This window comes from Mesorhizobium sp. CA13 (genome assembly GCF_020165235.1).
Taxonomy (GTDB): domain Bacteria; phylum Pseudomonadota; class Alphaproteobacteria; order Rhizobiales; family Rhizobiaceae; genus Mesorhizobium.
Window position 1 is genome coordinate 688662 of record NZ_JAIUHS010000001.1, and the last position, 22508, is coordinate 711169.

The window sequence follows — 22508 nt, forward strand, 5'->3', positions numbered from 1 at the left end:
GCTGCCTCTCGTGCGGTTGCCACGATCATACCGGCTTTCATCATTCATCCCAGCCCATGCTACCGCATTGCAGCAAACGTTCAATCGATTTAAGTCAGCCGGAGCCGACTTACCCAGCGGCAATTTGGCAGTTCAGGCCGCCAGCGCCGCCTCCGGCGGCGTCTTTGCACCGGTCATGAAGGCGACGGCATCGGACATTGTATGTTGTTTGGGATCGATGACGCACAGCCGACGACCCAGCCGATGGATGTGGATGCGGTCTGCCACTTCGAAGACATGCGGCATGTTGTGCGAGATCAGCACGATCGGCAGACCGCGCTTCTTCACGTCGAGGATGAGTTCCAGCACGCGGCGGCTTTCCTTGACGCCAAGTGCTGCCGTCGGCTCGTCCATGATGACCATCTTAGAGCCGAAAGCGGCGGCGCGCGCCACTGCCACGCCCTGGCGCTGGCCGCCCGACAGCGTCTCTACCGCCTGGCTGATGTTCTGGATGGTCATCAGGCCGAGTTCAGTCAGCTTGTCACGGGCGCGCTTTTCCATCGCCGGACGGTCGAGCATGCGAAGCCATTGGCCGACAAAGCCGGGCTTGCGTATCTCGCGGCCGAGAAACATGTTGTCGGCGATCGACAGCGCCGGCGACAGCGCCAGGTTCTGGTAGACGGTCTCGATGCCGGCTTCACGTGCTTCTATGGGTGACCTGAACAGCACCTGCTTGCCGTCGAGCTCGATCGTCCCCTCATCGGGAACGACGGCGCCGGAGATCGCCTTGATCAGCGTCGACTTGCCAGCGCCATTGTCGCCGATCACGGCGAGGATCTCGCCGGGATAGAGATCGAAGTCGCAATTGTTGAGCGCGGTGACACGACCATAGCGTTTGACCAGGCCGCGCGCGGTGAGAATGGGATGTTGGGTCATGGCTACACCGAAACCTTTCTGATCCACTGGTCGATCGCGACGGCGCCGATGATCAGCACGCCGGTGAGCAACACCTTCCATTGCGGGTCGGCGCCCAGCATGTTGAGGCCCATCGAGACGACGCCGACGATCATGGCGCCGAACAGCGTGCCCAGGATCGAACCGCGGCCGCCGAACAGGGAAATGCCGCCGATAACGGTCGCGGTGATGGCCTGCAGATTATAGTCGGTGACGGCTGCGGACGGCGAGATCGAGCCGTTGCGCCCGATCGATACCCAGGCTGCAAAAGCCGCGATCAGGCCAGCGAGCGTGTAGACCGCGATCAGCACTTTCTTGGTCTGGATGCCCGACAGCTTGGCTGCTTCGGGATCGTCGCCGACGGCATAGACATGGCGGCCCCAGGCCGTGTGGTTGAGCACGTACCAGAGGAGCAGAACAAGCAGGACCATGGCGATGACGCCGGCGGTCAGCACCGCCGAGCCGACCTTGAAGCTCAAGGCGAACAAATGAAGCAGGGGCGCCTGGACATCGACATCGGTATCGCGGATCGTCTCATTGGCCGAATAGATGAAGTTGGTGGCCATGACGATGTTCCAGGTGCCGAGCGTCACGATGAAGGGCGGCAGCTTCATGTTGGCGACCAGCAGTCCGTTGACCAGTCCGCAAGCCGCGCCGGCGGCAAGACCGATCGCTACGGCGAGCACGGTCGGTAAGCCGTAATTGACGGCGCAGTTGCCCATGATCACGGCTGAAATCACCATGATGACACCAATCGACAGGTCGATGCCGGCGGTGAGGATGACCAGGGTCTGGGCGGCACCCAGAATGCCGACGATTGCGATCTGCTGCAGGATCAGCGTCAGCGTGTAGGACGAGAAGAAACGCCCGCCAATGGTGAGGCCGAACACGATGATCGCCAGGACCAGAACGATCAGCGGCACCGCGGCCGGCGTCGAATGCAGAAAATGCTGGATGCGTCTGACCGCCGATTTATGCTCGTCAAACGCGGCAACGCTCGTGTCGCTGCCCGAGAGAACCTTCTCGAATTCCTGAGCTTGAGACATGTTTCCTCCCCGTAGGGTATCAGCCACGCGGCGACACCCGTCCACGCCTTTCCGGTCTCCTGCCGGGATTGTTCGCGGTCACGCGACAATCGTCCACCCGAAGCGGCCGGGGATCAAGACCGGCCGCTCCGTTTTTCGTTGCCGGTCAGGCCGGCATCAGCCCCAGCACTTGGCGAGGCCTTCCTTGGTGTCGATGGACTTCACGCCATTGGCCGGCTTGTCGGTCACCAGATTGACGCCGGTGTCGAAGAAGTTCTTGCCTTCGGTCGGCTTCGGCTTGGTGCCGTCCTTGGCGAAGTTGGCGATGGCCTCGATGCCGAGCGCCGCCATCTGCAGCGGATATTGCTGCGATGTCGCGCCGATGACGCCTTCGGCCACCGACTTCACGCCGGGGCAGCCGCCATCGACGGAGACGATCAGCACCTGGCTTTCCAGGCCGACGGCCTTGAGCGCCTGATAGGCACCGACCGCGGCCGGCTCGTTGATGGTGTGGATGACGTTGATGGTGTTATCCTTCTGCAGAAGGTTCTCCATCGCCTTACGGCCGCCCTCCTCATTGCCGTTGGTGACGTCATGGCCGACGATGCGCGCGTCATCCTCGTCGCCGATCTTGTTGGGATCCTTCACGTCGATGCCGTAGCCCATCATGAAGCCCTGGTCGCGCAGCACGTCCACTGTCGGCTGCGAGGGGGTCAGGTCGAGGAAGCCGATCTTGGCGTCCTTGGCCTTGTCGCCGAGCGTCGCGGCGGCCCAGGCGCCGATCAGCTTGCCGGCCTCCAAATTGTCGGTGGCAAAGGTCGCGTCGGCGGCGTCGATCGGATCGAGCGGCGTGTCGAGCGCGATCACCAGCAGGCCGGCATCACGCGCCTTCTTCACCGTCGGCACGATGCCTTTGGTGTCCGACGCGGTGATCAGGATGCCCTTGGCGCCGTCAGCGATGCAGCTCTCGATCGCCGCGACCTGGCTTTCGCTGTCGCCGTCGATCTTGCCGGCATAAGTCTTGAGGTCGACACCAAGCTCCTTGGCCTTGGCGGTCGCACCCTCCTTCATCTTGACGAAGAAGGGATTGGTGTCGGTCTTGGTGATCAGGCAGGCGCCGACACCGGCCGCGGATGCGGACGAGGCGAATGCCATCAGGCCCAGAGCAGCCGCCGCGAAAACGGTGGACTTCAACAGTTTTGTATTGGTCACGATTTCCTCCCAGTGGAACATTTCAGATGCCGGCCAACCGGCACCCCTCCGGCATCCAAGCAACCTCTCCCGGTACGGATGCCTGCCTCAAATGACACCAGACCGATCTCTCTGTCAATAATTAAATCACTCTTATTTATTATTGACAGCCTTGCGCCGTTCCCACATTCTGCCCCAAAAGCATTGAGGGGAAAGACGGGAGGAAACAGGGTGGAGACGGCCATTGCCAGGCATGGTTCGCCCGAGGCGAATGAGAGCCTTATTCACCGCGGCACCAACCAGAGCGGCATGCGGGACCACAATGAGCGGTTGGTGCTGTCGCTGGTGCGCCAGCATGGCAGCCTGGCGAAGTCCGACATCGCCCGCATGACCGGACTGTCGGCGCAAACCGTCTCCGTCATCATGCGCGAGCTGGAGGAGGAAAGCCTGCTGCTGCGGCAGGCGCCGCTGCGCGGCAAGATCGGCCAGCCCTCCATCCCCATGGCGCTCAATCCTGAAGGTGCCTTCTTCATCGGCCTGAAGATCGGCCGCCGCAGCGCCGAACTCGTGCTGATCGATTTCCTCGGCAATGTGCGTTCGATGCTGCAGCATTCCTACCGCTACCCTGCCCCGCGCGAGACGGTGGACTTCGTCACATCAGGCATGAAGAAGATGCGTGGCGAGCTTTCGCCCGCGCAGGACAAGCGCATAGCGGGGCTCGGCATCGCCATGCCGTTCGAGCTCTGGAACTGGGCCGATACCGCCGGCGCGCCGCGCGACGTCATGGACGAATGGCGCCATCGCGATATCCGCGCGGAGATCCAGTCGTGCTGCGATTTTCCGGTCTATCTGCAGAACGACGCCACTTCGGCCTGCGGCGCGGAGCTGGTCTTCGGCCAGGCAGGCGCCCCGCGTGATTTCGTCTATTTCTATATCGGCGCCTTTGCCGGCGGCGGCATCGTCCTCAACGGACGGCTCTTTGGCGGTCCGACCGGCAACGCCGGCGCGCTGGGCTCCATGCCGGTGCCCGGACCGGAGGGAAAGCCGACCCAACTGATCGACGTGGCCTCGATCGCCATGCTCGAAAAAGCGCTCAATGCGCGTGGCGTCGAGGCGTCGCATCTGTGGACGTCGCCCGAGGACTGGGGCGAGATCGGCGCCGAGCTCGACGACTGGATCACAAACGCCTCGCGGGCGCTCGCCTATGCCATCGTCGCGGCGTCGTCCGTCATCGACTTCGAGGCGGCGGTGATCGACGGCTGGATGCCGAAAGAGGTGCGCCGCAGGCTGGTCGACGCGGTCATCGCAACCATCGACACGATCGATGCCGAGGGATTGAAACTGCCAAACGTCCGCGAAGGCACCGTCGGCATTCACGCGCGCGCTCTCGGCGGCGCCAGCCTGCCACTATCCGAGCGCTTCCTGATCGGTTCGACCACGATTTCCAGGAGCATCTGAATGCTGATCGGAATTCCGGCGCTGCTTGGTCCGGAGCTTCTGGCGATCCTGCGTGCGATGGGGCATGGCGACGAAATCGCCCTGGTCGATGGAAACTACCCGGCCGAAGAGCAGGCAAGGCGGCTGGTGCGGGCCGACGGCCACCATCTCATGCCGGTGCTGGACGCCATATTGAGCGTGCTGCCCGTCGATGACGTCGTGCCGGAGGCGCTGTTTCGCGCCTCGGCCAAGGGCGATCCTTCGCTCGCCGATCCCGTGCATCATGAAATTGAAGTGCTGTGTGCAAAACGCGCGCCCGGGCGCAAGGTGGTTGCGCTGGCCGGTGCCGACTTCTATGCACGCGTCAGGGCCGCGCACGCCATCGTCGCGACCAGCGAACCCAGGCTTTACGCCAACATCATCATCCGCAAGGGCGTGATCCATCCGCCGGAGACGACAAGACAATGATCCTTTGCTGCGGCGAGGCCCTGATCGATATGCTGCCGCGCACGACGACGGAGGGAGAACGGGCCTTCGCACCCTATGTCGGCGGCGCGGTGTTCAACACCGCCATTGCGCTCGGTCGGCTGGGCGCTCCTGCCAGCTTCTTCTCGGGCCTGTCGTCGGACCTGTTCGGCGGCCAACTCCGCGAAGCGCTCGGGGCGAGCAAAGTCAGTTCCACCTATGCGCACACTTCGCCCCGGCCCACGACCCTCGCCTTCGTGCGGCTGAACGATGGCCAGGCAACCTACACTTTCTACGATGAGAACACCGCCGGGCGCATGCTGACCGTCGAGGATCTGCCGCAACTCGGTCCGGAGATCGCGGCCATGCTGTTCGGCGCCATCAGCCTTATTTCGGACCCGGCGGGCGCCGCCTACGAGGAATTGATGAAGCGCGAGCATGGTCGTCGCGTCATGATGCTCGACCCCAACATCCGGCCGAACTTCATCCCGGACAAGGCGAAGCATCTGAAGCGTATTCGCGAGATGATGGCGATGGCCGATATCGTAAAACTCTCGGATGAAGATCTTCACTGGTTCGACGAAGCCGGCTCGCACGAGGATGTCGTGCGCAACTGGCTCGACCGCGGCCCCAAGCTGATCGTCGTGACCCATGGCGCCGAAGGCGCCGTCGGTTACACCAGGGATCACATGGTCAGCGTGACGCCGCAAAAAGTCGAGGTGGTCGATACGGTCGGCGCCGGCGATACGTTCAATGCCGGCATCCTCGCCTCCCTGCACGAACAAGGCCTGCTGACGAAGGCGGCAATCTCCGGGCTATCGCAGGACGCTATCCGCAAGGCGCTGGTGCTTGGTGCCAAGGCAGCGGCGGTAACCGTGGCGCGGGCCGGCGCCAATCCGCCCTGGCGGCATGAGATCGCCTGAGCAGCGCTCCAGGGCAACGACTCCGAATTAACGGGTTCCCTGGAACCTTCCCGGCGCGCTGTTGATGAAGTGGTAAAGAAAAACCCGCCTGTGCGGCGGGTCCCTGGCGCAACTCAGCACCATAGGCAAAGATATAGCATAGTTGCCTTCACCCCGTCAAGAAAAAATTCCTATCCTCGGATAGCTGCGGCACAGCGGACTTGCCCTTCTCAGGCCTTGGGTGACCCAGGTTCGGGCCTCGGTAAAGGCCCAACATGGATTGAGCCGGTCGATCACTTTATGTTTCGCAGGGTCGACTCTGGGGTTATAAACCCGTAATTGCGCCCGACGAAGCCCGGATTTCCGGCGTCTGGCTGACCAGCACCGGGAAATCCGGTAACAGACCGCCATGACCGGGCAATCTGTCGCTCCGCGCGCCCGGCTTTCTCGGCAGGCGCAACTCTGATACCAGCGGGCCGAGGCTAGACCGCCTGGTTAAAAATCGTTTGAGGACGACATGCAGTTCATCGATCTTGGCGCACAGCGCGAACGAATCCGCGACCGGCTGAAGGCCGCGATCGACCATGTCGTTGAGGACGGCCGCTATATCCTCGGTCCCCAGGTAGCCGAATTCGAGAAAAAGCTCGCCGCCTATGTCGGCGTCAAGCATGTCGTGGCCTGCGCCAACGGCACCGACGCACTGCTTTTGCCGCTGTTCGCCGCCGGGATCGGCCCGGGCGATGCCGTGTTCGTTCCGAGCTTCACTTTTGCCGCCACGGCGGAAGTGGTAGCGCTCGCCAAGGCCGAGCCGGTGTTCGTCGACGTCGATCCCAACACCTACAACATCGATATCGCCAGCCTCGAGGCGGCGATCACGATGATCAAGAACGAAGGCCGGCTGAAGCCCAGGGCGATCATTCCGGTCGACCTCTTCGGCCTTGCCGCCGACTACGATGCCATCATGGCGATCGCCGATCGGGAGGGCCTGATGGTGATCGAGGATGCCGCCCAGTCGATGGGCGGTTCGGCGGACGGCAAGATGTGCGGGTCGTTCGGCACGGTCGGCTCGACCAGTTTCTATCCAGCGAAGCCGCTCGGCTGCTACGGCGACGGTGGAGCGATGTTCACCAACGACGATGCCTTGGCCGACAAGCTGCGCTCCTTCGCCTTCCACGGCAAGGGCGAGACGCAATATGACAACATCCGGGTCGGCATCAATTCACGGCTCGACACGCTGCAGGCCGCGATCCTGATCGAAAAGCTCGCCATTCTCGAGGACGAGATGGTTGCCCGGCAAACGGTGGCGAACCGTTATGCGGAAGGGCTTGGCGATGTCGTCACGGCAGCCCGCAACCTGGATGGCAGCCGCTCGGCCTGGGCGCAATACGCCATCGAGACGCCCAAGCGCGACGGGCTGAAGGCTCATCTCGGCGAAAAAGGCATTCCGTCGGTCATCTACTATGTGAAGCCGCTGCACGAGCAGATCGCCTATCGCGACTATCCGAGAACGCCGACCGGCCTTGCCGTATCCGAGCAATTGCCGAAGCGCATCCTGTGCCTGCCGATGCACCCCTATCTCAGCGAAGCCGATCAGGACCGGATCATCGAGACAATCCGCAACTATGTCGGATCGAACTCGGCGCAGGCCGCGGCCGAGTAACCAGCCGGCTTCAGGCGGGGCTTGCCCCTGCCCTGCCGCTGGCGATGAAATGCGGATTGGCGAAATCCGCATCGCCGCCCTGGTTTCGCTTGCCATACATCAAGGGCTGTCCGTCCAGCGTGCGCGTGATGCCGCCGGCGGCGCGCAGCACGGCATCGCCGGCTGCGGTATCCCACTCCATGGTACGACCGAAACGCGGATAAATGTCCGCTTCGCCATTGGCGACCAGACAGAATTTCAGCGACGAGCCGACAGAGACGATCTCGGCGACGCCTAGGTCGCGAATATAGGCTTCGGTTTCGGGCGTGTTGTGGGAGCGGCTCGCAACCACAGCCAGCGGCGTCGCAGCCGCTCTCACCGAAATCGGCCGGCGAGAAGCGATGCGGTAGTCGCCAACTATTTCGAGGCATTCCGCCCTCCCCGGCAGCCCGGAAAAGAAGCGCCCCGTGCAGGGCGCGAAGACGACGCCGACTTCGGGCACGCCATGACGGACAAGCGCGATGTTGACGGTGAAATCGGTGCGGCGATTGACGAATTCCTTGGTGCCGTCCAGCGGATCGATCAGGAAGAAAGCCCCGTCCAGGTCCGGCGGCACGATGCCGGCGGATGCTTCTTCCTCGGCCACGCAGGGAATGTCGGGAAAGGCGGCACGCAATCCGGCCAGAATGATCTTCTCGCTCTCGCGGTCCGCCTCGGTCACCGGCGAGGAATCTGATTTCTGGTCGACCGCGCAGCCGGCGTGGAACACACGCATGACCTCGCGGCCGGCCGCCAAAGCGAGCCCCTCGAAAATTTCGAGCATCGACCTGTCGTCAGATGCCGCCGCCATTGTCGTATTGGTCTTCGGCAATGTCACGCTCGTTCAGCCAGTGTTCCAGGGCATCTACCATCTCCTCGGCCGATTTGCCGAGTGTCTTCAGATGGATTTCCGGTTTTTCCGGCGCTTCGTAAGGCGAGTCGACACCGGTGAAGTTCTTGATCTCGCCATTGAGCGCGCGGGCGTAGAGGCCTTTCGGGTCACGCCTGGCGCATTCCTCGAACGGCGTGTCGACGAACACTTCGACGAACTCGCCTTCGGCCATCAATTCGCGGGCCATGCGCCGCTCGGCGCTGAAGGGCGAAATGAAGGAAACGATGACGATCAGCCCGGCATCGGCCATGAGGCGGGCCACTTCGGCGACGCGGCGGATGTTTTCGACGCGGTCGGCGTCGGTAAAGCCGAGATCGCGGTTGAGGCCGTGGCGGACGTTGTCACCATCGAGAATGTAGGTATGGCGCCCGGAGGCGAACAGCTTCTTCTCGAACAGGTTGGCGATGGTCGATTTGCCCGAGCCCGACAGCCCGGTGAACCAGAACACGGCGGGCCGCTGGTTCTTGATGTCGGCACGTACCCGCTTGCCGACATCGAGCGATTGCCAATGGATGTTCTCGGCACGGCGCAGCGAATGCAGGATCATGCCGGCGCCGACGGTGGCGTTGCTGATGCGGTCGATCAGGATGAAGGCGCCGGTGGTACGGTTCTCGGCGAAGGGGTCGAAAGCGATCGGCGTGCGCGTCGAGATGTTGCAGATGCCCACCTCGTTCATCTCGAGCGACTTGGCAGCTTCACGGGCAAAGTCATTGACATTGACCCGGTATTTCAGATCGGTGACGGTGGCGCTGGTCTGGTCGGTCTCGGTGCGCAGGATATAGGAGCGGCCCGGCAGCAGCGCATGTTCGTCGAACCAGACGATGTTGGCGGCGAACTGGTCGGCGACCTGCGGGCGTGCGGCAGGCGCCACCAGCATGTTGCCCCTGGAAATCTCCACCTCGTCATCGAGGACAAGCGTGATGGCCTGGCCGGCAACCGCCTGGGCAAGGTCGCCACCCTGCGCGACGATGCGCCTGACGCGGGAGGATTTGCCAGACTTGGCGACGACGACCTCGTCGCCTTGCGAGATCGCGCCCGAGGCGATCGTTCCGGCGAAGCCACGAAAATCGAGATTGGGACGGTTGACGTACTGCACCGGAAAACGGAACGGCAACTCGGCCGCGGCCTCGTCGACCGAAACGGTTTCGAGATGTTCGATCAGCGTCGGGCCGGAATACCATTCCATCCTGTCGGAGCGGCCGGTGACGTTGTCGCCGTAGCGCGCCGACATCGGGATCGGCACGATGGTCTCAAAGCCGAGATCGCGCGAAAACTGCTGATAGTCCTGCGTGATCCGGTCGAAGACCGCCTGGTCGAAATCGACGAGATCGATCTTGTTGACGGCCAGCACGATATGGCGGATGCCGAGCAGCGAGGCGATGATCGAGTGGCGCCTGGTCTGGCGCAGCACGCCTTGCCGCGCATCGATCAGCACGATCGCCAGGTCGGCGGTGGACGCGCCGGTGGCCATGTTGCGCGTGTACTGCTCGTGGCCGGGCGTGTCGGCGACAATGAATTTGCGCTTTGGCGTGGCGAAGAAGCGATAGGCGACGTCGATTGTGATGCCTTGCTCGCGCTCGGCTTCGAGGCCGTCGACCAGCAGCGCGAAATCGATGTCGTCGCCGGTCGTGCCATGCTTGCGCGAATCGCGTTCGAGCGCGGCGAGCTGGTCCTCGAAAATCTGCTTGGTGTCGGACAGCAGGCGGCCGATCAGCGTCGACTTGCCATCGTCGACGGAGCCGCAGGTGAGGAAGCGCAGCAGCGACTTCTTCTCCTGCGCCGCCAGATAGTCGCGGACGCCGTCGGTAGGTGCGAGGCTCTTTGCCATGATGTGGCGCATGGTCAGAAATACCCCTCGCGCTTCTTCTTTTCCATCGAGCCGGCTTCGTCCCGGTCGATCAGGCGGCCCTGCCGTTCGGAGGTGCGCGCGGTCAGCATCTCGCCGACGATGGCCTCGAGCGTGTCGGCTTCCGATTCGATGGCGCCGGTCAGCGGGTAGCAGCCGAGCGTGCGGAAGCGCACCAGCCGGTTCTCGACCGTCTCACCGGGGCGCAATTTCATGCGATCGTCGTCCTTGAGGATGAGCATGCCATCGCGTTCGACGACCGGCCGCTGCTTGGCGAAATAGAGCGGCACGATCGGGATGTTCTCCTGCAGGATGTACTGCCAGATGTCGAGCTCGGTCCAGTTGGACAGCGGAAAGACGCGGATCGATTCACCCGTGGCGATGCGGGTGTTGAAGATCTTCCACATTTCGGGGCGCTGGTTCTTCGGATCCCAGACATGCTGGGCGTTGCGGAAGGAAAAGATGCGCTCCTTGGCGCGCGATTTTTCCTCGTCGCGGCGAGCGCCGCCAAAGGCGGCATCGAAACCGTATTTGTCGAGCGCCTGGCGCAGCGCCACTGTCTTCATCACATGGGTGTGCGTGTTCGAGCCATGATCGAAGGGATTGATGTTGTCGCGCACGCCATCCTGGTTGACGTGAACCAGGAGATCGAAGCCGAGTTTTTGCGCCATCTGATCGCGAAAGGCGATCATCTCGCGAAATTTCCAGGTTGTGTCGACATGAAGGAACGGAAAGGGCGGCTTGGCGGGATAGAACGCCTTCATCGCCAGGTGCATCAGCACGGACGAGTCCTTGCCTACGGAATAGAGCATGACCGGCTTGGCGAAGGCGGCCGCGACTTCACGGAATATGTGGATTGACTCGGCCTCAAGCCGCTGCAGGTGCGTAAGCGCTGTTGTCATGGCCTGTCTAGCGTTCTCTCGTGCCTTCCGACAGAAGACCTGGCATCAAATCATCGAGCTTCGCGCCCGGTTCAAGCTTGCTTCTGGACAATGTTATTCTTGCGGGCGTTCTAGCAGATCGCCGCTGCCCAGAACAATGCAAGACGCGCCCGGCAAGGAGTGGTTCGGGAATGAATTTTCCATCCATGCGTCAAAATCCGGAAATTCCTGCTTGTCACGCCGGCGGCTGAGAAAATGCGGGGGAAAAAATTGCTTGATGAAAAGCACGCAGTCTCGCCGCGCCCAATCCGATCGTCTGTCAGCGGCTGCCGATTTTCGGTGGCAATCGGCCCTGATGCACTTTCAGGAAAAGACCCAAGCCGCTATACCGGCCACTGAAAGCGGGCAGATGCACGATGCGACACGGGCAATTTCGGCAGGGCTATGTTCGCCGCCGTCAGACAATCCGCCGTGTGAAGCGTCCGAGAATGGTGAGCCGCCCTTGAGCCAGCTTTCATCGATAAGGCAGCAATTCTCGCCCTCGCGGATCAATATCTATTTTTCCATCGCTTGCTTCTTTTTTCCACCGGTCCTGGGGTCGGCGGTGAGCTTCGTGTTCAACGGCGGCGGCCTGTGGTCGGTTCTTTTGATCGCCTCGAAAAAGAGGCGCTTCAACATCGACCGAGCGATGATGGCGCTCACGGTCGCGATCTATGCCTATTGCGCGGCAAATCTCCTGGCTTCGCTCGCCAACAACGCAATCGTCAGGGATGCGCCGCATCTCATTCCGCTCGTCACCTTCCTGTTTTTCCCCCTCTCCTATTCAACCTGGAGCATTACGCAGAAAACAACCCTTGTCCGGATCATCATCCTCAGCAGCATGGCCGCCTGTTTCGTCGCGCTGCTGTTGGCAATCATCCAGCAATATTGGATCGGGATGAGGGCGGAGGGCGGAGCGGGAAATGCGATCGTGTTCGCCACGGTCGTCTGCCTTGCAGTGATGGCCTGCGTGGCCGGTGCCCTGTCGGGCATCGAAAGACACAGGAGTGCGCTGATCTGCGCAGCGCTCGGCGGAACGATCGCCATCATCTATTCCGGCACGCGCATCATCTGGCTGGCGCTGCTGATTTCCGGCATTGCCGTGCTGTTGATCAACCAGCATTGGCTGAAAGGGAAGAATGCCGTCCGTCTGCTGCTTCTGCTGGCGGCTATCGGCGTCGCGGTCGCCGCTATCGGCTTCCATACGATATCCGACAGATTCGATTTTCTGCGCTCTGATTGGGACGCGCTTGGGGCGCACGGCAATTCCGACACCTCGCTTGGAATACGTGTTGCCCTTTGGGACATCGGCCTGAAGGCATTCCGCGACATGCCCTTGTTCGGACATGGAGTGGGTGCCAGTCGGCCTTTGATCAACCAAGGTTTTCAAGACCTGTTCGCGAAGTCGCAGGGCTACAACCATTTCCACAACGGTTTTCTGACCGCATTGGTGCAGGCGGGCATCCTGGGCGCCGTGACTTTGGCGGCGATCTTTGTCGTCGCCGCCAGAAACGCCGCCCGGGTCTTGCGCAACAGCGCCGACCCGATCGAGCGCTTTGGCGCCACCATGGTCGTCGTCCTGGTGATCACTTATCTGACGGCCGGAATGACGGGCATCCTGATCGGCCAAGACATCCTGGACTCGGTATTCATGGTCTTCCTGGTGTCCGGGACCTATCTTGCGTCGGGCCGCCAGGCCCCGTTGCCGGAAGAGATGCCACATCCGCCAGTCACGCAATAACGGCTCCGGGCAAGGCAATGAAGGTCTTGGTCACAGGCGCATCGGGCTTCATCGGACGTCTCGTCGTGCAAAGGCTTCGCGAGGCGGGCGTGGAGGTTCGCCTCGCCTCGCGCTATCCCGAAAGGCTTGGTTCGGGCAGCGACATCGTCGCCTTGCCGCGTTTCGATGCGCCGGCCGAGGCCTTTCTTGCCGTTACTCGTGATGTCACGGACGTCGTTCATTGCGCCGGCCTGAACAATGATCAAGGCGGGGCCACCCAAGCCGACTACCGAGCGGCCAACGCGGAGTTGAGCGCTCGGCTGGCGCATGCCGCTGCCATGCAGGCAAGCGGACGCTTCATCCAACTGTCATCGGTCCGGGCCGTGATCGGCGCCCGCGTCAGTGCAACGATAGACGAGCATACGGTCCCCGATCCGCAATGCGCCTACGGGCGCTCGAAACGCGAGGGCGAGATCAGGGTCCTGGACGCCTATGCATCGCACGGCCGCGCCGACGCCGTCGTGCTGCGCCTGCCTGCCGCCTACGCAAGCGGCATGAAAGGCAATCTGGCGATGCTGCTACGCCTCGCCGATACGAGCCTGCCGCTGCCGACGGGTATTCTGACAGGAACCCGCTCGCTGGTGTCGGCCGACGCAGCGGCGCAAGCCGTGCGGCATTTGTTGTCTCATCCGGGGCCGCTTAGCCCTGCCTATTTAGCCAGCGACGTGTCTCCGGTGTCGATGGCGGCCGTCGTAAGCGCCTTCCGTAAGGGACTTGGGCGGCCGGCGCGCCTGACTGCCGTACCGGCCAGCCTGATGCGGATGGCCGCGGTGGCGCTAGGCAAGCGGGCGTTTTGGGAGAGCATGACGGCGACACAGATATGCGACCCTTCCTTGCTCATCTCGCAGGGCTGGCTGCCGGAAACAGCGACGCTTGATCGTCTAAGCGAAATCGCGGCGCGCAGCAGGCAAGCTCAACCTGGATAAATCGTCGCGAGCAGGATGCGAAGATCAAGGCCGATCGACGCGACCTTGAGATAGTCGGCATCGGTTTCGGCCAATAGGGCCGGGTCCGACATGTCGATGCCCTTGACCTGTGCCAGGCCGGTGATGCCGGGAAGCGCCGATGAAACGCCCAGCCGTCGGCGGCACTCGATCAGCTCGGTTTGCGTCGGCAGACAGGGACGCGGTCCGACCAAGCTCATCTCGCCCTTCAGAACATTCCAGAACTGCGGCAGTTCATCGAGCTTGAACTTCCGCAGGGTCTTTCCGGCCGGCGTCACGGCATTCGCCGGCGCCTCGTGCGAAGGCAAGGAGGGCGTGCCGACATACATCGTGCGCAATTTGTGACAGCGAAAGAGCACGCCATCGCGGCCAACCCGCGTTTGAGAAAAGATGGCCGGACCGGGCGACGATATACGAACAGCCAGGACAGCGAGCGCCAGGACGGGCGACGTGACCAGGAGCAGCAGCGCCGCGCCGGCAAGATCGAAGATTTGCTTGGCTGTCTTCATGAACCGCCGATAGTGCTCGTTGCCCAAACCAAAGACGAAAATACGAATCCGCTCGACGTAGCATGAGGCTATCGTTCGACCAAGCTCGACCCCTCGCCTGCTCAGATGCGCCCGCAGAGGAATGCCAGCCAGCGCCCCAGGGTCCCGAAGGTCCGCCGATAAATGCCGCTCTTGCGCAGGCTGCTCAAGCGCCGAAGAGGGCCAGCGTCTTTTGAAGCATCAGTTCGCCTGCCCGGCCGCTTTCGGGATCACGGCCTCAGGCACGTCCCCTCTTGCCTTCTTGGTATGGTCAAGACCCGCAAGCACAGTGAGCGAGGATGCCTTGTCCTGGCTCTTCACGGATTGCTGCAGGGCCGCAAGCGCCGCCTGGACATCGGACCATTCCGCGACATCGGTGCTCAGGCCAAAGATCTTCGAAATGCCGAGTTCGACCAGCTCCTCATCCTCACCGTGCAACGTTTCATGGAGTTTTTCACCCGGCCGGATTCCGGTGAAGCGAATGGGGATGTCCGTGTATGGGCTTTTTCCGGACATGCGGATCATGGTCTCGGCAACTTCGAGGATCGGCACCGGTTTGCCCATGTCGAGCATGTAGACGGCGTAGTCGTCGCCGGCTTGCCGCGAGGCGGCATCGGCCGCCGACATGATGACGAGGTCGACGGCTTCGGCCACGGTCATGAAATAGCGCGTCATGCGCCGGTCGGTTATGGTGACCGGACCCCCGGCCTCGATCTGCGCCTGGAATATGGTTGCGACCGAGCCATTGCTGCCAAAGACATTGCCGAACCGAACGGCTATGAACTTGGTGGCGGGGCGCCGTGCGCCGGGCTCGCCGGCGGGCGTTTCATGCAAGGCGCTGACGATCTGTTCGGCCGCCCGCTTCGTCAGGCCCAGCACGGATGTCGGATCCACGGCCTTGTCGCTCGAAATAAGCACGAATTGCTTGACGCCGCATTTGGCGGCAACCTCGGCGCAGACAAGCGTTCCGAAGACATTGGTCTGGATGGCCGAATCCCAGTTTTCCTCGAGCAAAGGCACATGCTTCAGTGCCGCGGCGTGGAAAACGATGTCCGGCTTGAACTCGGTGACGACACGCGTCATCTGGCGCCGGTCGGCGACATCGACAATGCGGACCTTGAGGCGGTCGTGGTCCTTCTCTTCGACATATTGGCTCAACTGGAAAATGCCGAACTCGGAATTGTCGGCGACCAGCACCGCCTCCGCGCCCAGTTCCAGTGACCTCTTGACCAGGGTGCGGCCGATGGAACCGGCGCCGCCGGTGACCAGGACGCGCTTGCCGCCGACGAAGGCCCCGATGCGTTCGATGTCGGACGGAACCGTGGGGCGGCGCAGGATCGTTTCCATCTCGACCTCGTCGAGAACGAGCTTTCCTTCCTGACCAAGCTGCGAAAGCCCTGAGAACTGCACCACCGCTATGTCGCCTTGCCGGGCAACACGGACGAGCTCCGAATACTCCTCGATCTCATGTTCGGCGCCGCTGCCGAAAATCAGCAGGTCCAGGCTCGTCGTACCCTTGGCGTATTCTTCCAGCACCTCGATCAGGCGGGGGCGGGTGGCCACCACGGGAACGCCCTGGATCCGAGTGCCCTGCGGAACACCGTGCTCAATCGCCATGACACCGGCGATGGAATAATCCGCGGGTTGCGCCGTGCGCGTGAAGCGAATGATCAAGTCGGCCTCGCCGAGGCGGCCGACGAACAACGCTTGCTTGACTTGCGTCTTGTCGGTCTTGCGGTTCAGGATACCCCAACTCGCACCGTCGCGCAGGAAACGGTAGAACAGCCGCGGCGCCGAGATGATGGTGAAAGAGACGAGGAAGAAGACGATAAACTGACGCTCATTGAGGCCTGCGACCGGCTGGAAAGCACGAACCACCAACGAAGCGCCATAAAGAACTAGCGTCAAAATCGAGCAGCTCTTGAGGATGTTGAAAAAATCCGGCGTCGAGGCAAAGCGCCAGACCGTGGTGTAGAGCCCGGAATATCTGAACAGAAGATGGCTTATGAGGACGATACTCGCCCAGGTAGCAAGACCCTCGCGGGAGAATGCATCAAACGAGAGATCCGAGCGCGACAAAACCAGGCTGAGCGCTACCGCGACCAAGACCATAACTACGTCCTGGACCATGATGAAGGCGCGCCGCATTCCCGGCCTGAGTCCGAAGACAGCTTCGAGGTAAGAATTCATAGAACGGCACTAGACTCCAGGCTCTCGGCTATAGGCACCGGCAAAGTGCGGACACCAAGATCATTCGCCGCCCCTTCAACGCACCATCTCCGGCCCCGCCGTCCTGTGTATCGCATACTGCGGGGCTGAGATCATAGCCAGATGTTTTTTTCAAACAACGCTTGGTTAAGCTGACGCTTATGTTTATTTCAATTCGGAGAACAACGCTAGGTCGTAAGGACAGGCCGATAGTTCCCTTCCAAGGGGCACGGCCTCCGATACAGCGCGGCATTCAACCTTCTTGCGAATGCGTTGCCATGACCGTCACAATGGTTGTGAATGGGTCTTTTTTGCGATTCATCGGAGTCATCCGGGAATCCTGTGAGCCAAGCCCCGGTCCCAACCGGGCAATTGAAATGCCCGAAAGCAGCGCGAGTTGCAGTTGACCTTGGATGAAGGAACATCAAGGCAATGCGCCGGATGCACTTCGAATTCGTTTCAAGCTGATCCCAACGAGCACATACGGCCGAATGGGAAGACCTTACGCGTTTCGCTTCAAACGGGCGATATCGGCGTCCACCATTTCGGCAATCATCTCTTCGAGCGTGATGTTGGTGCTCCAGCCAAGCTTGGCCTTGGCTTTGGCGGGATTGCCGAGCAAAACTTCGACCTCCGCCGGACGGAACAGCGCCGGGTCGATCTTGACATAGGCATCAGGATCGAGGCCGACATGGTTGAAGGCGATACGGATCATGTCACGCACTGTCGTGGTGCGTCCGGTGGCCACGACGAAGTCATCAGGCTTGTCCTGCTGCAGCATCAGCCACATCGCTTTCACGTAATCTCGGGCATGCCCCCAATCCCGCTTGGCGTCGATGTTGCCCATCTTGAGCTCGTCTTGCTGGCCAAGACTGATGCGGGCGACCGCATGCGTAACCTTGCGGGTAACGAATTCTTTGCCGCGGAGCGGCGATTCGTGATTGAACAAAATACCTGAAGAAGCGTGCAGATTGAAGCTTTCACGATAATTGATCGTTATCCAGTGTCCATAGAGCTTGGCGACCGCATAGGGCGAGCGCGGGTAGAACGGTGTCGTTTCGCTCTGCATCTCTTCCTGGATAAGGCCGAACATCTCCGAAGACGAAGCCTGATAGAAACGCGCTTCCGGACATTCGAGCCGAACACATTCGAGCACGTTGGTGACGCCAAGAGCGGTTATCTGGGCAGTGAGAAGCGGTTGCTGCCACGACGAATGGACGAACGACTGCGCGGCAAGATTATAGACCTCATCGGGCCTTACCAGCTTGAAGGTGCGCATGAGGCCGGCAAGATCGCTAAGGTCGCCGTCGACGAAATGGACGTCGTTCTCGATGCCAAGCCAGCGCAACCGATGGTCGGTAACTTCCGCATGGCTGGACCGGCGAACAAGTCCATGGACTTCATAGCCCTTGCCCAGTAGTAACTGCGCGAGATAAGCTCCGTCCTGGCCGGTAATGCCCGTAATCAATGCCTTTTTCAACGACTACTCCCAGAAAATCGACTGCTATTCATGCCCCTCCCATAGGGCATCAATACAGGGTTGTCCACTTCCGAACACCCCGCAATTCATGGTGTTTGGCAGTGTGCACAAGACACGACGTTAGCGGTTTCCACCGTCTCGCCGAAGCCCCACCGGGATTTGCCGAAAGCATTTTCGAATCGCGCCGAAGGCTATGCGGACGTCATGCGAATCATCGTTCGAACGCAACGCCGTCCAGGTGCGTGTTACAATGAAAATCGGCATCGACGCCCGCAACCTGACCGCATCGTTCAGCGGCATCGGGCGCTATCTCATAGAGATGGCCCGGCATTTGTCGTTGGCCGGCCACCAGCTCATTCTCTATATGCCCTCGCCACCAGCTCAGCCGCTGCCCTCCGATTTCATCGTTACGTCGCGAGTCGACGCGCCAGCACGTACCAGCGCGATCCAACGGCATATTTGGGGACAGATCACCCTTCCCCGGCAGATAGCCGAGGACAAGCTGGACGTGTTCTGGGGGCCGGCTCATCGCCTGCCGTTGTCGATGCTGAAAACGGTTGCCAGGGTAGTCACCATCCATGACCTGGTCTGGTACTATCATGGACAGACCATGCGCCGCTCGGGATGGTTGGCAGATCGCCTGTTGATGCCGCGCGCCATAGCGACAGCGGACATCGTTGTCGCCGATTCGAACGCGACGGCCGACGCGCTTCACGACGTGCTGGCGGTGCCCCACGCCAAAATGCGTATCGTCTATCCCGGCACGACCGCCGACGTGGCGGCAAACTCAACAACGCCCTCCCTGCCCAAGGGTCTGGACAGACCTTTTGTGCTTTTTGTCGGCACACTCGAGCCCCGCAAAAATCTTGAACGCCTGCTGATGGCCTACGCTGCGCTTGCTCCGGAGCTTCGTCGTGCATGCCCGCTGGCAATCGCCGGCGCGCCCGGCTGGCGGCAGCGCAATGTCGCCGACTTGGTTGCTGAACTCGACCTTATAGGATCCGTGAAAGTGCTAGGCTTCGTTTCCGAGGCGATGCTGGACAGCCTGTACCGGCATTGCCGGTTTGTTGCCTTCCCCTCGCTCTATGAGGGATTCGGATTTCCGATCATTGAGGCAAACCGGGTCGGCAAACCCGTTTTGACTTCGGCCAATTCGTCGATGATTGAGGTCGTTGGGGGCGCCGGAGTGTTGGTCGATCCTTTCGACATCAACTCGATCGCCGATGGCCTTTTTCGTCTTCTTACCGACGAGCCGCTCTACGAGACGCTGTCGGCGCGAACTCAGCCCAATGCGGCGCGGTTTGACTGGGCCAACAGTGCCCAAAAGCTGGTCGACTGTTTCCAGCAGGCGATGGCACAACGCGCGGACCGTACATGATACGGGTCCTGCATTTTTTCAAAACCTATGTTCCTGACAGTTTCGGAGGCGTCGAGCGCGTTATCTGGACCATAGCAGAAGGTGCTGCCCACCACGATGTTCAAAGCGACGTTCTCTCGCTCAGCAGATCGTCCGAAACCGCAGCAATGGTGGCCGGTTCACATTTCGCGCACAAGGCCAAGCTCGATTTCTATGTCGCCTCCACCGGCCTTTCGATCAACGCGTTCGGCCGTTTCAAGAAACTTGCCGAAAACGCCGACATCATCCACTACCACTTCCCGTGGCCGTTCATGGACCTGGTGCATCTGGTCAGCCGGGTCAATAAACCCAGCGTCGTCACCTACCATTCTGATATCGTCAAGCAGCGCCTTCTGATGCCATTCTACAGGCCGCTCATGCTCGCCTTTCTCAACCGCGTGGATGCGATCGTCGCGACCTCGCCCAACTACCTGGCGAGCAGCCCTGTTCTGCAGCGCTACGCGGCCAAAACCACGGTCATTCCAATCGGGCTCGATGATCCCGCGATACTGGCTCCCAACCCAGCACTGGTCGAGCAATGGCGCGCGCGGGTGGGATCAGGCTTTTTTCTCTTTTGCGGTTCCTTGCGTTACTATAAGGGCCTGCAGTTCTTGATCGAAGCCGCGCGGCAGAACCGGTTGCCGGTCGTTGTCGCCGGCAACGGCGATATGGCGTCGGCCGTGGGTGACGCCAACCTTCCCAACATCGTTCACGTGCCCGAATTTTCCGATGCAGACAAAGCCGCCTTGCTGCACCTGTCACTGGCCTTCGTGTTTCCGTCCCATGTCCGCAGCGAGGCGTTTGGCCTGGCGCTGGTCGAAGCGGCGATGGCCGGGCGGCCGATGATCAGCTGCGAACTCGGCACCGGAACAAGTTTCGTCAACCGCGACGGCGAAACCGGGATCGTCATTCCACCAGCCGATGTGCCTGCCCTGGATCGGGCCATGCGCGCGCTTTGGACCGACCGGGATGCTGCCCGCCGCATGGGCGACGCGGCACGGGTGCACTATCAGGCGCACCTGCGGGCAGGCGCCATGATCGACAGCTACGTTACGCTCTATCGAAATCTGCTCGGATGATCCTGAATTGACGATCCCGGGCATCAGGCCGGAGAGCAATCGCTGACGCTTTGCCGCACGCTATAGCATCCACCGGCTGGCGGTCTCAGCCAGCAGAGGGCCGAACCGGAGGAGTGGCTGTTGCTGCCGCGGGCGCCCGAGTTGACAAGAATGCCTTCGACGGATGCCGGCTCCATTTTCAGCCGACGCGGTTGACGGATGTCGTCGTGCCATAGTAGCTCAGTTCGCCGCTATAGATACGCCATTTCCCGTTCCTTCCAGCTGCCATGGACCGACATGAGCGACCTCAAATTTGGTACAAGTGGGCTGCGTGGGTTGGTCACCGATCTGACCGATGCGGCTTGCCAACGATACACAAGCGCGTTCATTGTCCACCTGCGCAGCATAGGAGCGACTAGGCAACATGGTCCGATTCTGGTTGGACAGGATTTGCGGGCCAGCAGCGCCCGGATCGCCGCTGCCTGCCTCGGAGCCATTGCCGAACAGGGATTTACGCCGCTGAATTGCGGGCATTTGCCGACATCCGCGCTGGCGCTCGAGGCTGCCCGAATAAGGCGGCCGGCGATCATGGTGACCGGCAGCCACATACCCGACGATCGCAATGGCCTGAAATTCTATCGGGCAGAAGGCGAAATCGACAAAGCGGACGAGGCCGGCATAATCGACCAGCTTGACGACGGATCGACCACGCGCCGCGACACTCCATCAGCCCCTATCAGTTCCGAAGCCTCCTTCAGCCCGGAAGCCTTGGATCGCTACAAGCAACGCTATGCCAACCTCGCAAGCCATGTCGATTTGTCCGGTCTGCGGATAGCGGTCTATCAGCACTCCTCAGTCGCGCGCGATCTTCTCGTGGAGGTGCTTTCCAGTCTCGGTGCCTCCTGCATTCCATTTGGCAGGGCGGAAGCCTTCATTCCAGTCGACACGGAGGCTGTTCGACCGGAAGATGCGGCGTTGGTGCGTGAGACCTGCGCTTCAATGCGCGTCGATGCCGTCGTCAGCACCGATGGGGATGCCGACCGCCCCATGATTGCAGACGCCAGTGGTGCATTTGTGCGCGGCGATGTCATCGGCATTCTGACTGCTCGCTGGCTGGGCGCCGATGCAGTCGTCACGCCCGTCACGTCCACCTCCGCAATCGAAGCGTCCGGCCTCTTTGCATCGGTAAAACGCACGCGGGTTGGCTCGCCTTATGTGATCGAAGGCATGGTGCGCGCTTCAAAAGAAGGTTCGCGCCTTGTCGTTGGCTTTGAGGCCAATGGCGGCGTATTGCTTGGCTCCAATATCGACTGTGACAGGTTCGTGCTGAGCGCGCTGCCCACTCGCGACGCCTTTTTGCCGATCATTGCCGTCCTGGCGTTGGCGCAGCAGAACAAGCGAAGCGTGGCTGCACTGGCAGCCGATCTGCCGCCCCGGTTCACAGTCAGCGACAGGCTCAAGAACATTCCATCGCAGAAGAGCGCTCCCCTCCTCGCCCGGCTGGCTGAAAGCCGGTCATACGCCGCCGACTTTCTTGCCGATTTCGGCGACTTGGCTGGCACGGACACGATGGATGGCGTTCGGATGACACTTGAGAATGGCGACACAGTCCACTTTCGCGCATCCGGAAACGCTCCGGAGTTGCGTTGCTATGTAGAGACCGGCGATGCCGAACGCTCCAAGATGATCCTGCAATCCGGCCTAGAGAGAGCGGCGGCGGCAGTGGCACAATCGTAATCCAAGGTGACTGCGAAAATAACAGGCCGTGGAGAGAAGCGAAATTGCGCTTGCCTTGCGCATTTTGCTGCCTAAAACGCTCCATTGTC

Annotated in this window: 18 protein-coding genes; 9 read left to right on the top strand and 9 right to left on the bottom strand. The window is 61.3% G+C overall.

Going from position 1 to position 22508, the window contains the following annotated elements; all coding sequences use genetic code 11:
- Positions 1-132 precede the first annotated feature (132 nt).
- The 3 genes from LB566_RS03560 to LB566_RS03570 form a co-directional block, all read right to left on the bottom strand.
- On the bottom strand, positions 133-915 hold the full coding sequence (locus tag LB566_RS03560) for an ATP-binding cassette domain-containing protein (protein WP_224623177.1): 783 nt from the start codon (positions 913-915) through the stop codon (positions 133-135).
- A 2-nt stretch (positions 916-917) separates the two neighbouring features.
- On the bottom strand, positions 918-1979 hold the full coding sequence (locus LB566_RS03565; RefSeq protein ID WP_224623179.1) for an ABC transporter permease: 1062 nt from the start codon (positions 1977-1979) through the stop codon (positions 918-920).
- A gap of 156 nt (positions 1980-2135) precedes the next feature.
- Positions 2136-3191 (bottom strand): sugar ABC transporter substrate-binding protein, encoded by a 1056-nt coding sequence (locus LB566_RS03570; RefSeq protein WP_411910452.1) that lies wholly within the window; start codon positions 3189-3191, stop codon positions 2136-2138.
- 189 nt (positions 3192-3380) lie between these two features.
- Here LB566_RS03570 and LB566_RS03575 point away from each other — a divergent pair, with 189 nt between their 5' ends.
- The 4 genes from LB566_RS03575 to LB566_RS03590 all read left to right on the top strand — a co-directional run bounded on the left by LB566_RS03575 (position 3381) and on the right by LB566_RS03590 (position 7613).
- Entirely contained in the window at positions 3381-4607 is a 1227-nt protein-coding gene (locus LB566_RS03575) for an ROK family protein (RefSeq protein ID WP_224623181.1), read from the top strand.
- Positions 4608-5054, top strand: a complete 447-nt coding sequence (locus tag LB566_RS03580; protein ID WP_140638723.1) for an RbsD/FucU family protein — start codon at positions 4608-4610, stop codon at positions 5052-5054.
- Positions 5051-5974 (top strand): carbohydrate kinase family protein, encoded by a 924-nt coding sequence (locus LB566_RS03585; protein ID WP_224623183.1) that lies wholly within the window; start codon positions 5051-5053, stop codon positions 5972-5974. Before LB566_RS03580 ends, LB566_RS03585 begins: the two co-directional genes overlap by 4 nt.
- Positions 5975-6470: 496 nt before the next feature.
- Positions 6471-7613 carry a DegT/DnrJ/EryC1/StrS family aminotransferase gene (locus tag LB566_RS03590; RefSeq protein WP_140550970.1) on the top strand — a complete coding sequence of 381 codons (1143 nt, stop codon included), beginning with the start codon at positions 6471-6473 and terminating at the stop codon, positions 7611-7613.
- Positions 7614-7623: 10 nt separating this feature from the next.
- Here LB566_RS03590 and cysQ read toward each other — a convergent pair whose 3' ends face one another.
- From cysQ to cysD, 3 genes are read right to left on the bottom strand one after another with little or no spacing between them, the layout of a single operon-like run.
- Positions 7624-8415, bottom strand: a complete 792-nt coding sequence (gene cysQ / locus LB566_RS03595) for a 3'(2'),5'-bisphosphate nucleotidase CysQ (protein WP_224623186.1) — start codon at positions 8413-8415, stop codon at positions 7624-7626.
- A 10-nt stretch (positions 8416-8425) separates the two neighbouring features.
- Positions 8426-10363: a sulfate adenylyltransferase subunit CysN gene (gene cysN / locus LB566_RS03600; protein ID WP_224623188.1), complete on the bottom strand. Its 1938-nt coding sequence runs from the start codon at positions 10361-10363 to the stop codon at positions 8426-8428.
- A 2-nt stretch (positions 10364-10365) separates the two neighbouring features.
- Positions 10366-11271, bottom strand: coding sequence for a sulfate adenylyltransferase subunit CysD (gene cysD / locus LB566_RS03605; protein ID WP_140550973.1), 906 nt, complete (start codon positions 11269-11271; stop codon positions 10366-10368).
- A 481-nt stretch (positions 11272-11752) separates the two neighbouring features.
- Here cysD and LB566_RS03610 point away from each other — a divergent pair, with 481 nt between their 5' ends.
- Positions 11753-13030, top strand: a complete 1278-nt coding sequence (locus LB566_RS03610; RefSeq protein ID WP_224623627.1) for an O-antigen ligase family protein — start codon at positions 11753-11755, stop codon at positions 13028-13030.
- Between the two features lie 17 nt (positions 13031-13047).
- On the top strand, positions 13048-13995 hold the full coding sequence (locus LB566_RS03615) for an NAD-dependent epimerase/dehydratase family protein (protein WP_224623190.1): 948 nt from the start codon (positions 13048-13050) through the stop codon (positions 13993-13995).
- Here LB566_RS03615 and LB566_RS03620 read toward each other — a convergent pair.
- From LB566_RS03620 to gmd, 3 genes are all read right to left on the bottom strand, one after another.
- Positions 13983-14522, bottom strand: coding sequence for a sugar transferase (locus tag LB566_RS03620; RefSeq protein WP_140494844.1), 540 nt, complete (start codon positions 14520-14522; stop codon positions 13983-13985). The two genes, LB566_RS03615 and LB566_RS03620, sit on opposite strands and share 13 nt — an antisense overlap.
- Positions 14523-14741: 219 nt before the next feature.
- Positions 14742-16730 carry a nucleoside-diphosphate sugar epimerase/dehydratase gene (locus LB566_RS03625; protein WP_224623192.1) on the bottom strand — a complete coding sequence of 663 codons (1989 nt, stop codon included), beginning with the start codon at positions 16728-16730 and terminating at the stop codon, positions 14742-14744.
- A gap of 520 nt (positions 16731-17250) precedes the next feature.
- Entirely contained in the window at positions 17251-18228 is a 978-nt protein-coding gene (gmd, locus tag LB566_RS03630) for a GDP-mannose 4,6-dehydratase (protein WP_140878908.1), read from the bottom strand.
- 250 nt (positions 18229-18478) lie between these two features.
- Here gmd and LB566_RS03635 point away from each other — a divergent pair, with 250 nt between their 5' ends.
- From LB566_RS03635 to LB566_RS03645, 3 genes are all read left to right on the top strand, one after another.
- Positions 18479-19606, top strand: coding sequence for a glycosyltransferase family 4 protein (locus LB566_RS03635; RefSeq protein WP_224623194.1), 1128 nt, complete (start codon positions 18479-18481; stop codon positions 19604-19606).
- Positions 19606-20703, top strand: coding sequence for a glycosyltransferase (locus LB566_RS03640; protein ID WP_411910456.1), 1098 nt, complete (start codon positions 19606-19608; stop codon positions 20701-20703). The genes LB566_RS03635 and LB566_RS03640 overlap by 1 nt, the downstream gene beginning before the upstream one ends.
- Before the next feature lie 276 nt (positions 20704-20979).
- Positions 20980-22419 carry a phosphomannomutase gene (locus LB566_RS03645; protein WP_224623198.1) on the top strand — a complete coding sequence of 480 codons (1440 nt, stop codon included), beginning with the start codon at positions 20980-20982 and terminating at the stop codon, positions 22417-22419.
- Positions 22420-22508 lie beyond the last annotated feature (89 nt).

Coding starts and splice junctions, on each gene's coding strand:
- LB566_RS03560 (WP_224623177.1), bottom strand. CDS start 915: ATGACCCAACATCCCATTCTCACCGCGCGCGGCCTGGTCAAACGCTAT.
- LB566_RS03565 (WP_224623179.1), bottom strand. CDS start 1,979: ATGTCTCAAGCTCAGGAATTCGAGAAGGTTCTCTCGGGCAGCGACACG.
- LB566_RS03570 (WP_411910452.1), bottom strand. CDS start 3,191: ATGTTCCACTGGGAGGAAATCGTGACCAATACAAAACTGTTGAAGTCC.
- LB566_RS03580 (WP_140638723.1), top strand. CDS start 4,608: ATGCTGATCGGAATTCCGGCGCTGCTTGGTCCGGAGCTTCTGGCGATC.
- LB566_RS03585 (WP_224623183.1), top strand. CDS start 5,051: ATGATCCTTTGCTGCGGCGAGGCCCTGATCGATATGCTGCCGCGCACG.
- LB566_RS03590 (WP_140550970.1), top strand. CDS start 6,471: ATGCAGTTCATCGATCTTGGCGCACAGCGCGAACGAATCCGCGACCGG.
- cysQ (WP_224623186.1), bottom strand. CDS start 8,415: ATGCTCGAAATTTTCGAGGGGCTCGCTTTGGCGGCCGGCCGCGAGGTC.
- cysN (WP_224623188.1), bottom strand. CDS start 10,363: ATGCGCCACATCATGGCAAAGAGCCTCGCACCTACCGACGGCGTCCGC.
- cysD (WP_140550973.1), bottom strand. CDS start 11,271: ATGACAACAGCGCTTACGCACCTGCAGCGGCTTGAGGCCGAGTCAATC.
- LB566_RS03615 (WP_224623190.1), top strand. CDS start 13,048: ATGAAGGTCTTGGTCACAGGCGCATCGGGCTTCATCGGACGTCTCGTC.
- LB566_RS03620 (WP_140494844.1), bottom strand. CDS start 14,522: ATGAAGACAGCCAAGCAAATCTTCGATCTTGCCGGCGCGGCGCTGCTG.
- LB566_RS03625 (WP_224623192.1), bottom strand. CDS start 16,730: ATGAATTCTTACCTCGAAGCTGTCTTCGGACTCAGGCCGGGAATGCGG.
- LB566_RS03635 (WP_224623194.1), top strand. CDS start 18,479: ATGAAAATCGGCATCGACGCCCGCAACCTGACCGCATCGTTCAGCGGC.
- LB566_RS03645 (WP_224623198.1), top strand. CDS start 20,980: ATGAGCGACCTCAAATTTGGTACAAGTGGGCTGCGTGGGTTGGTCACC.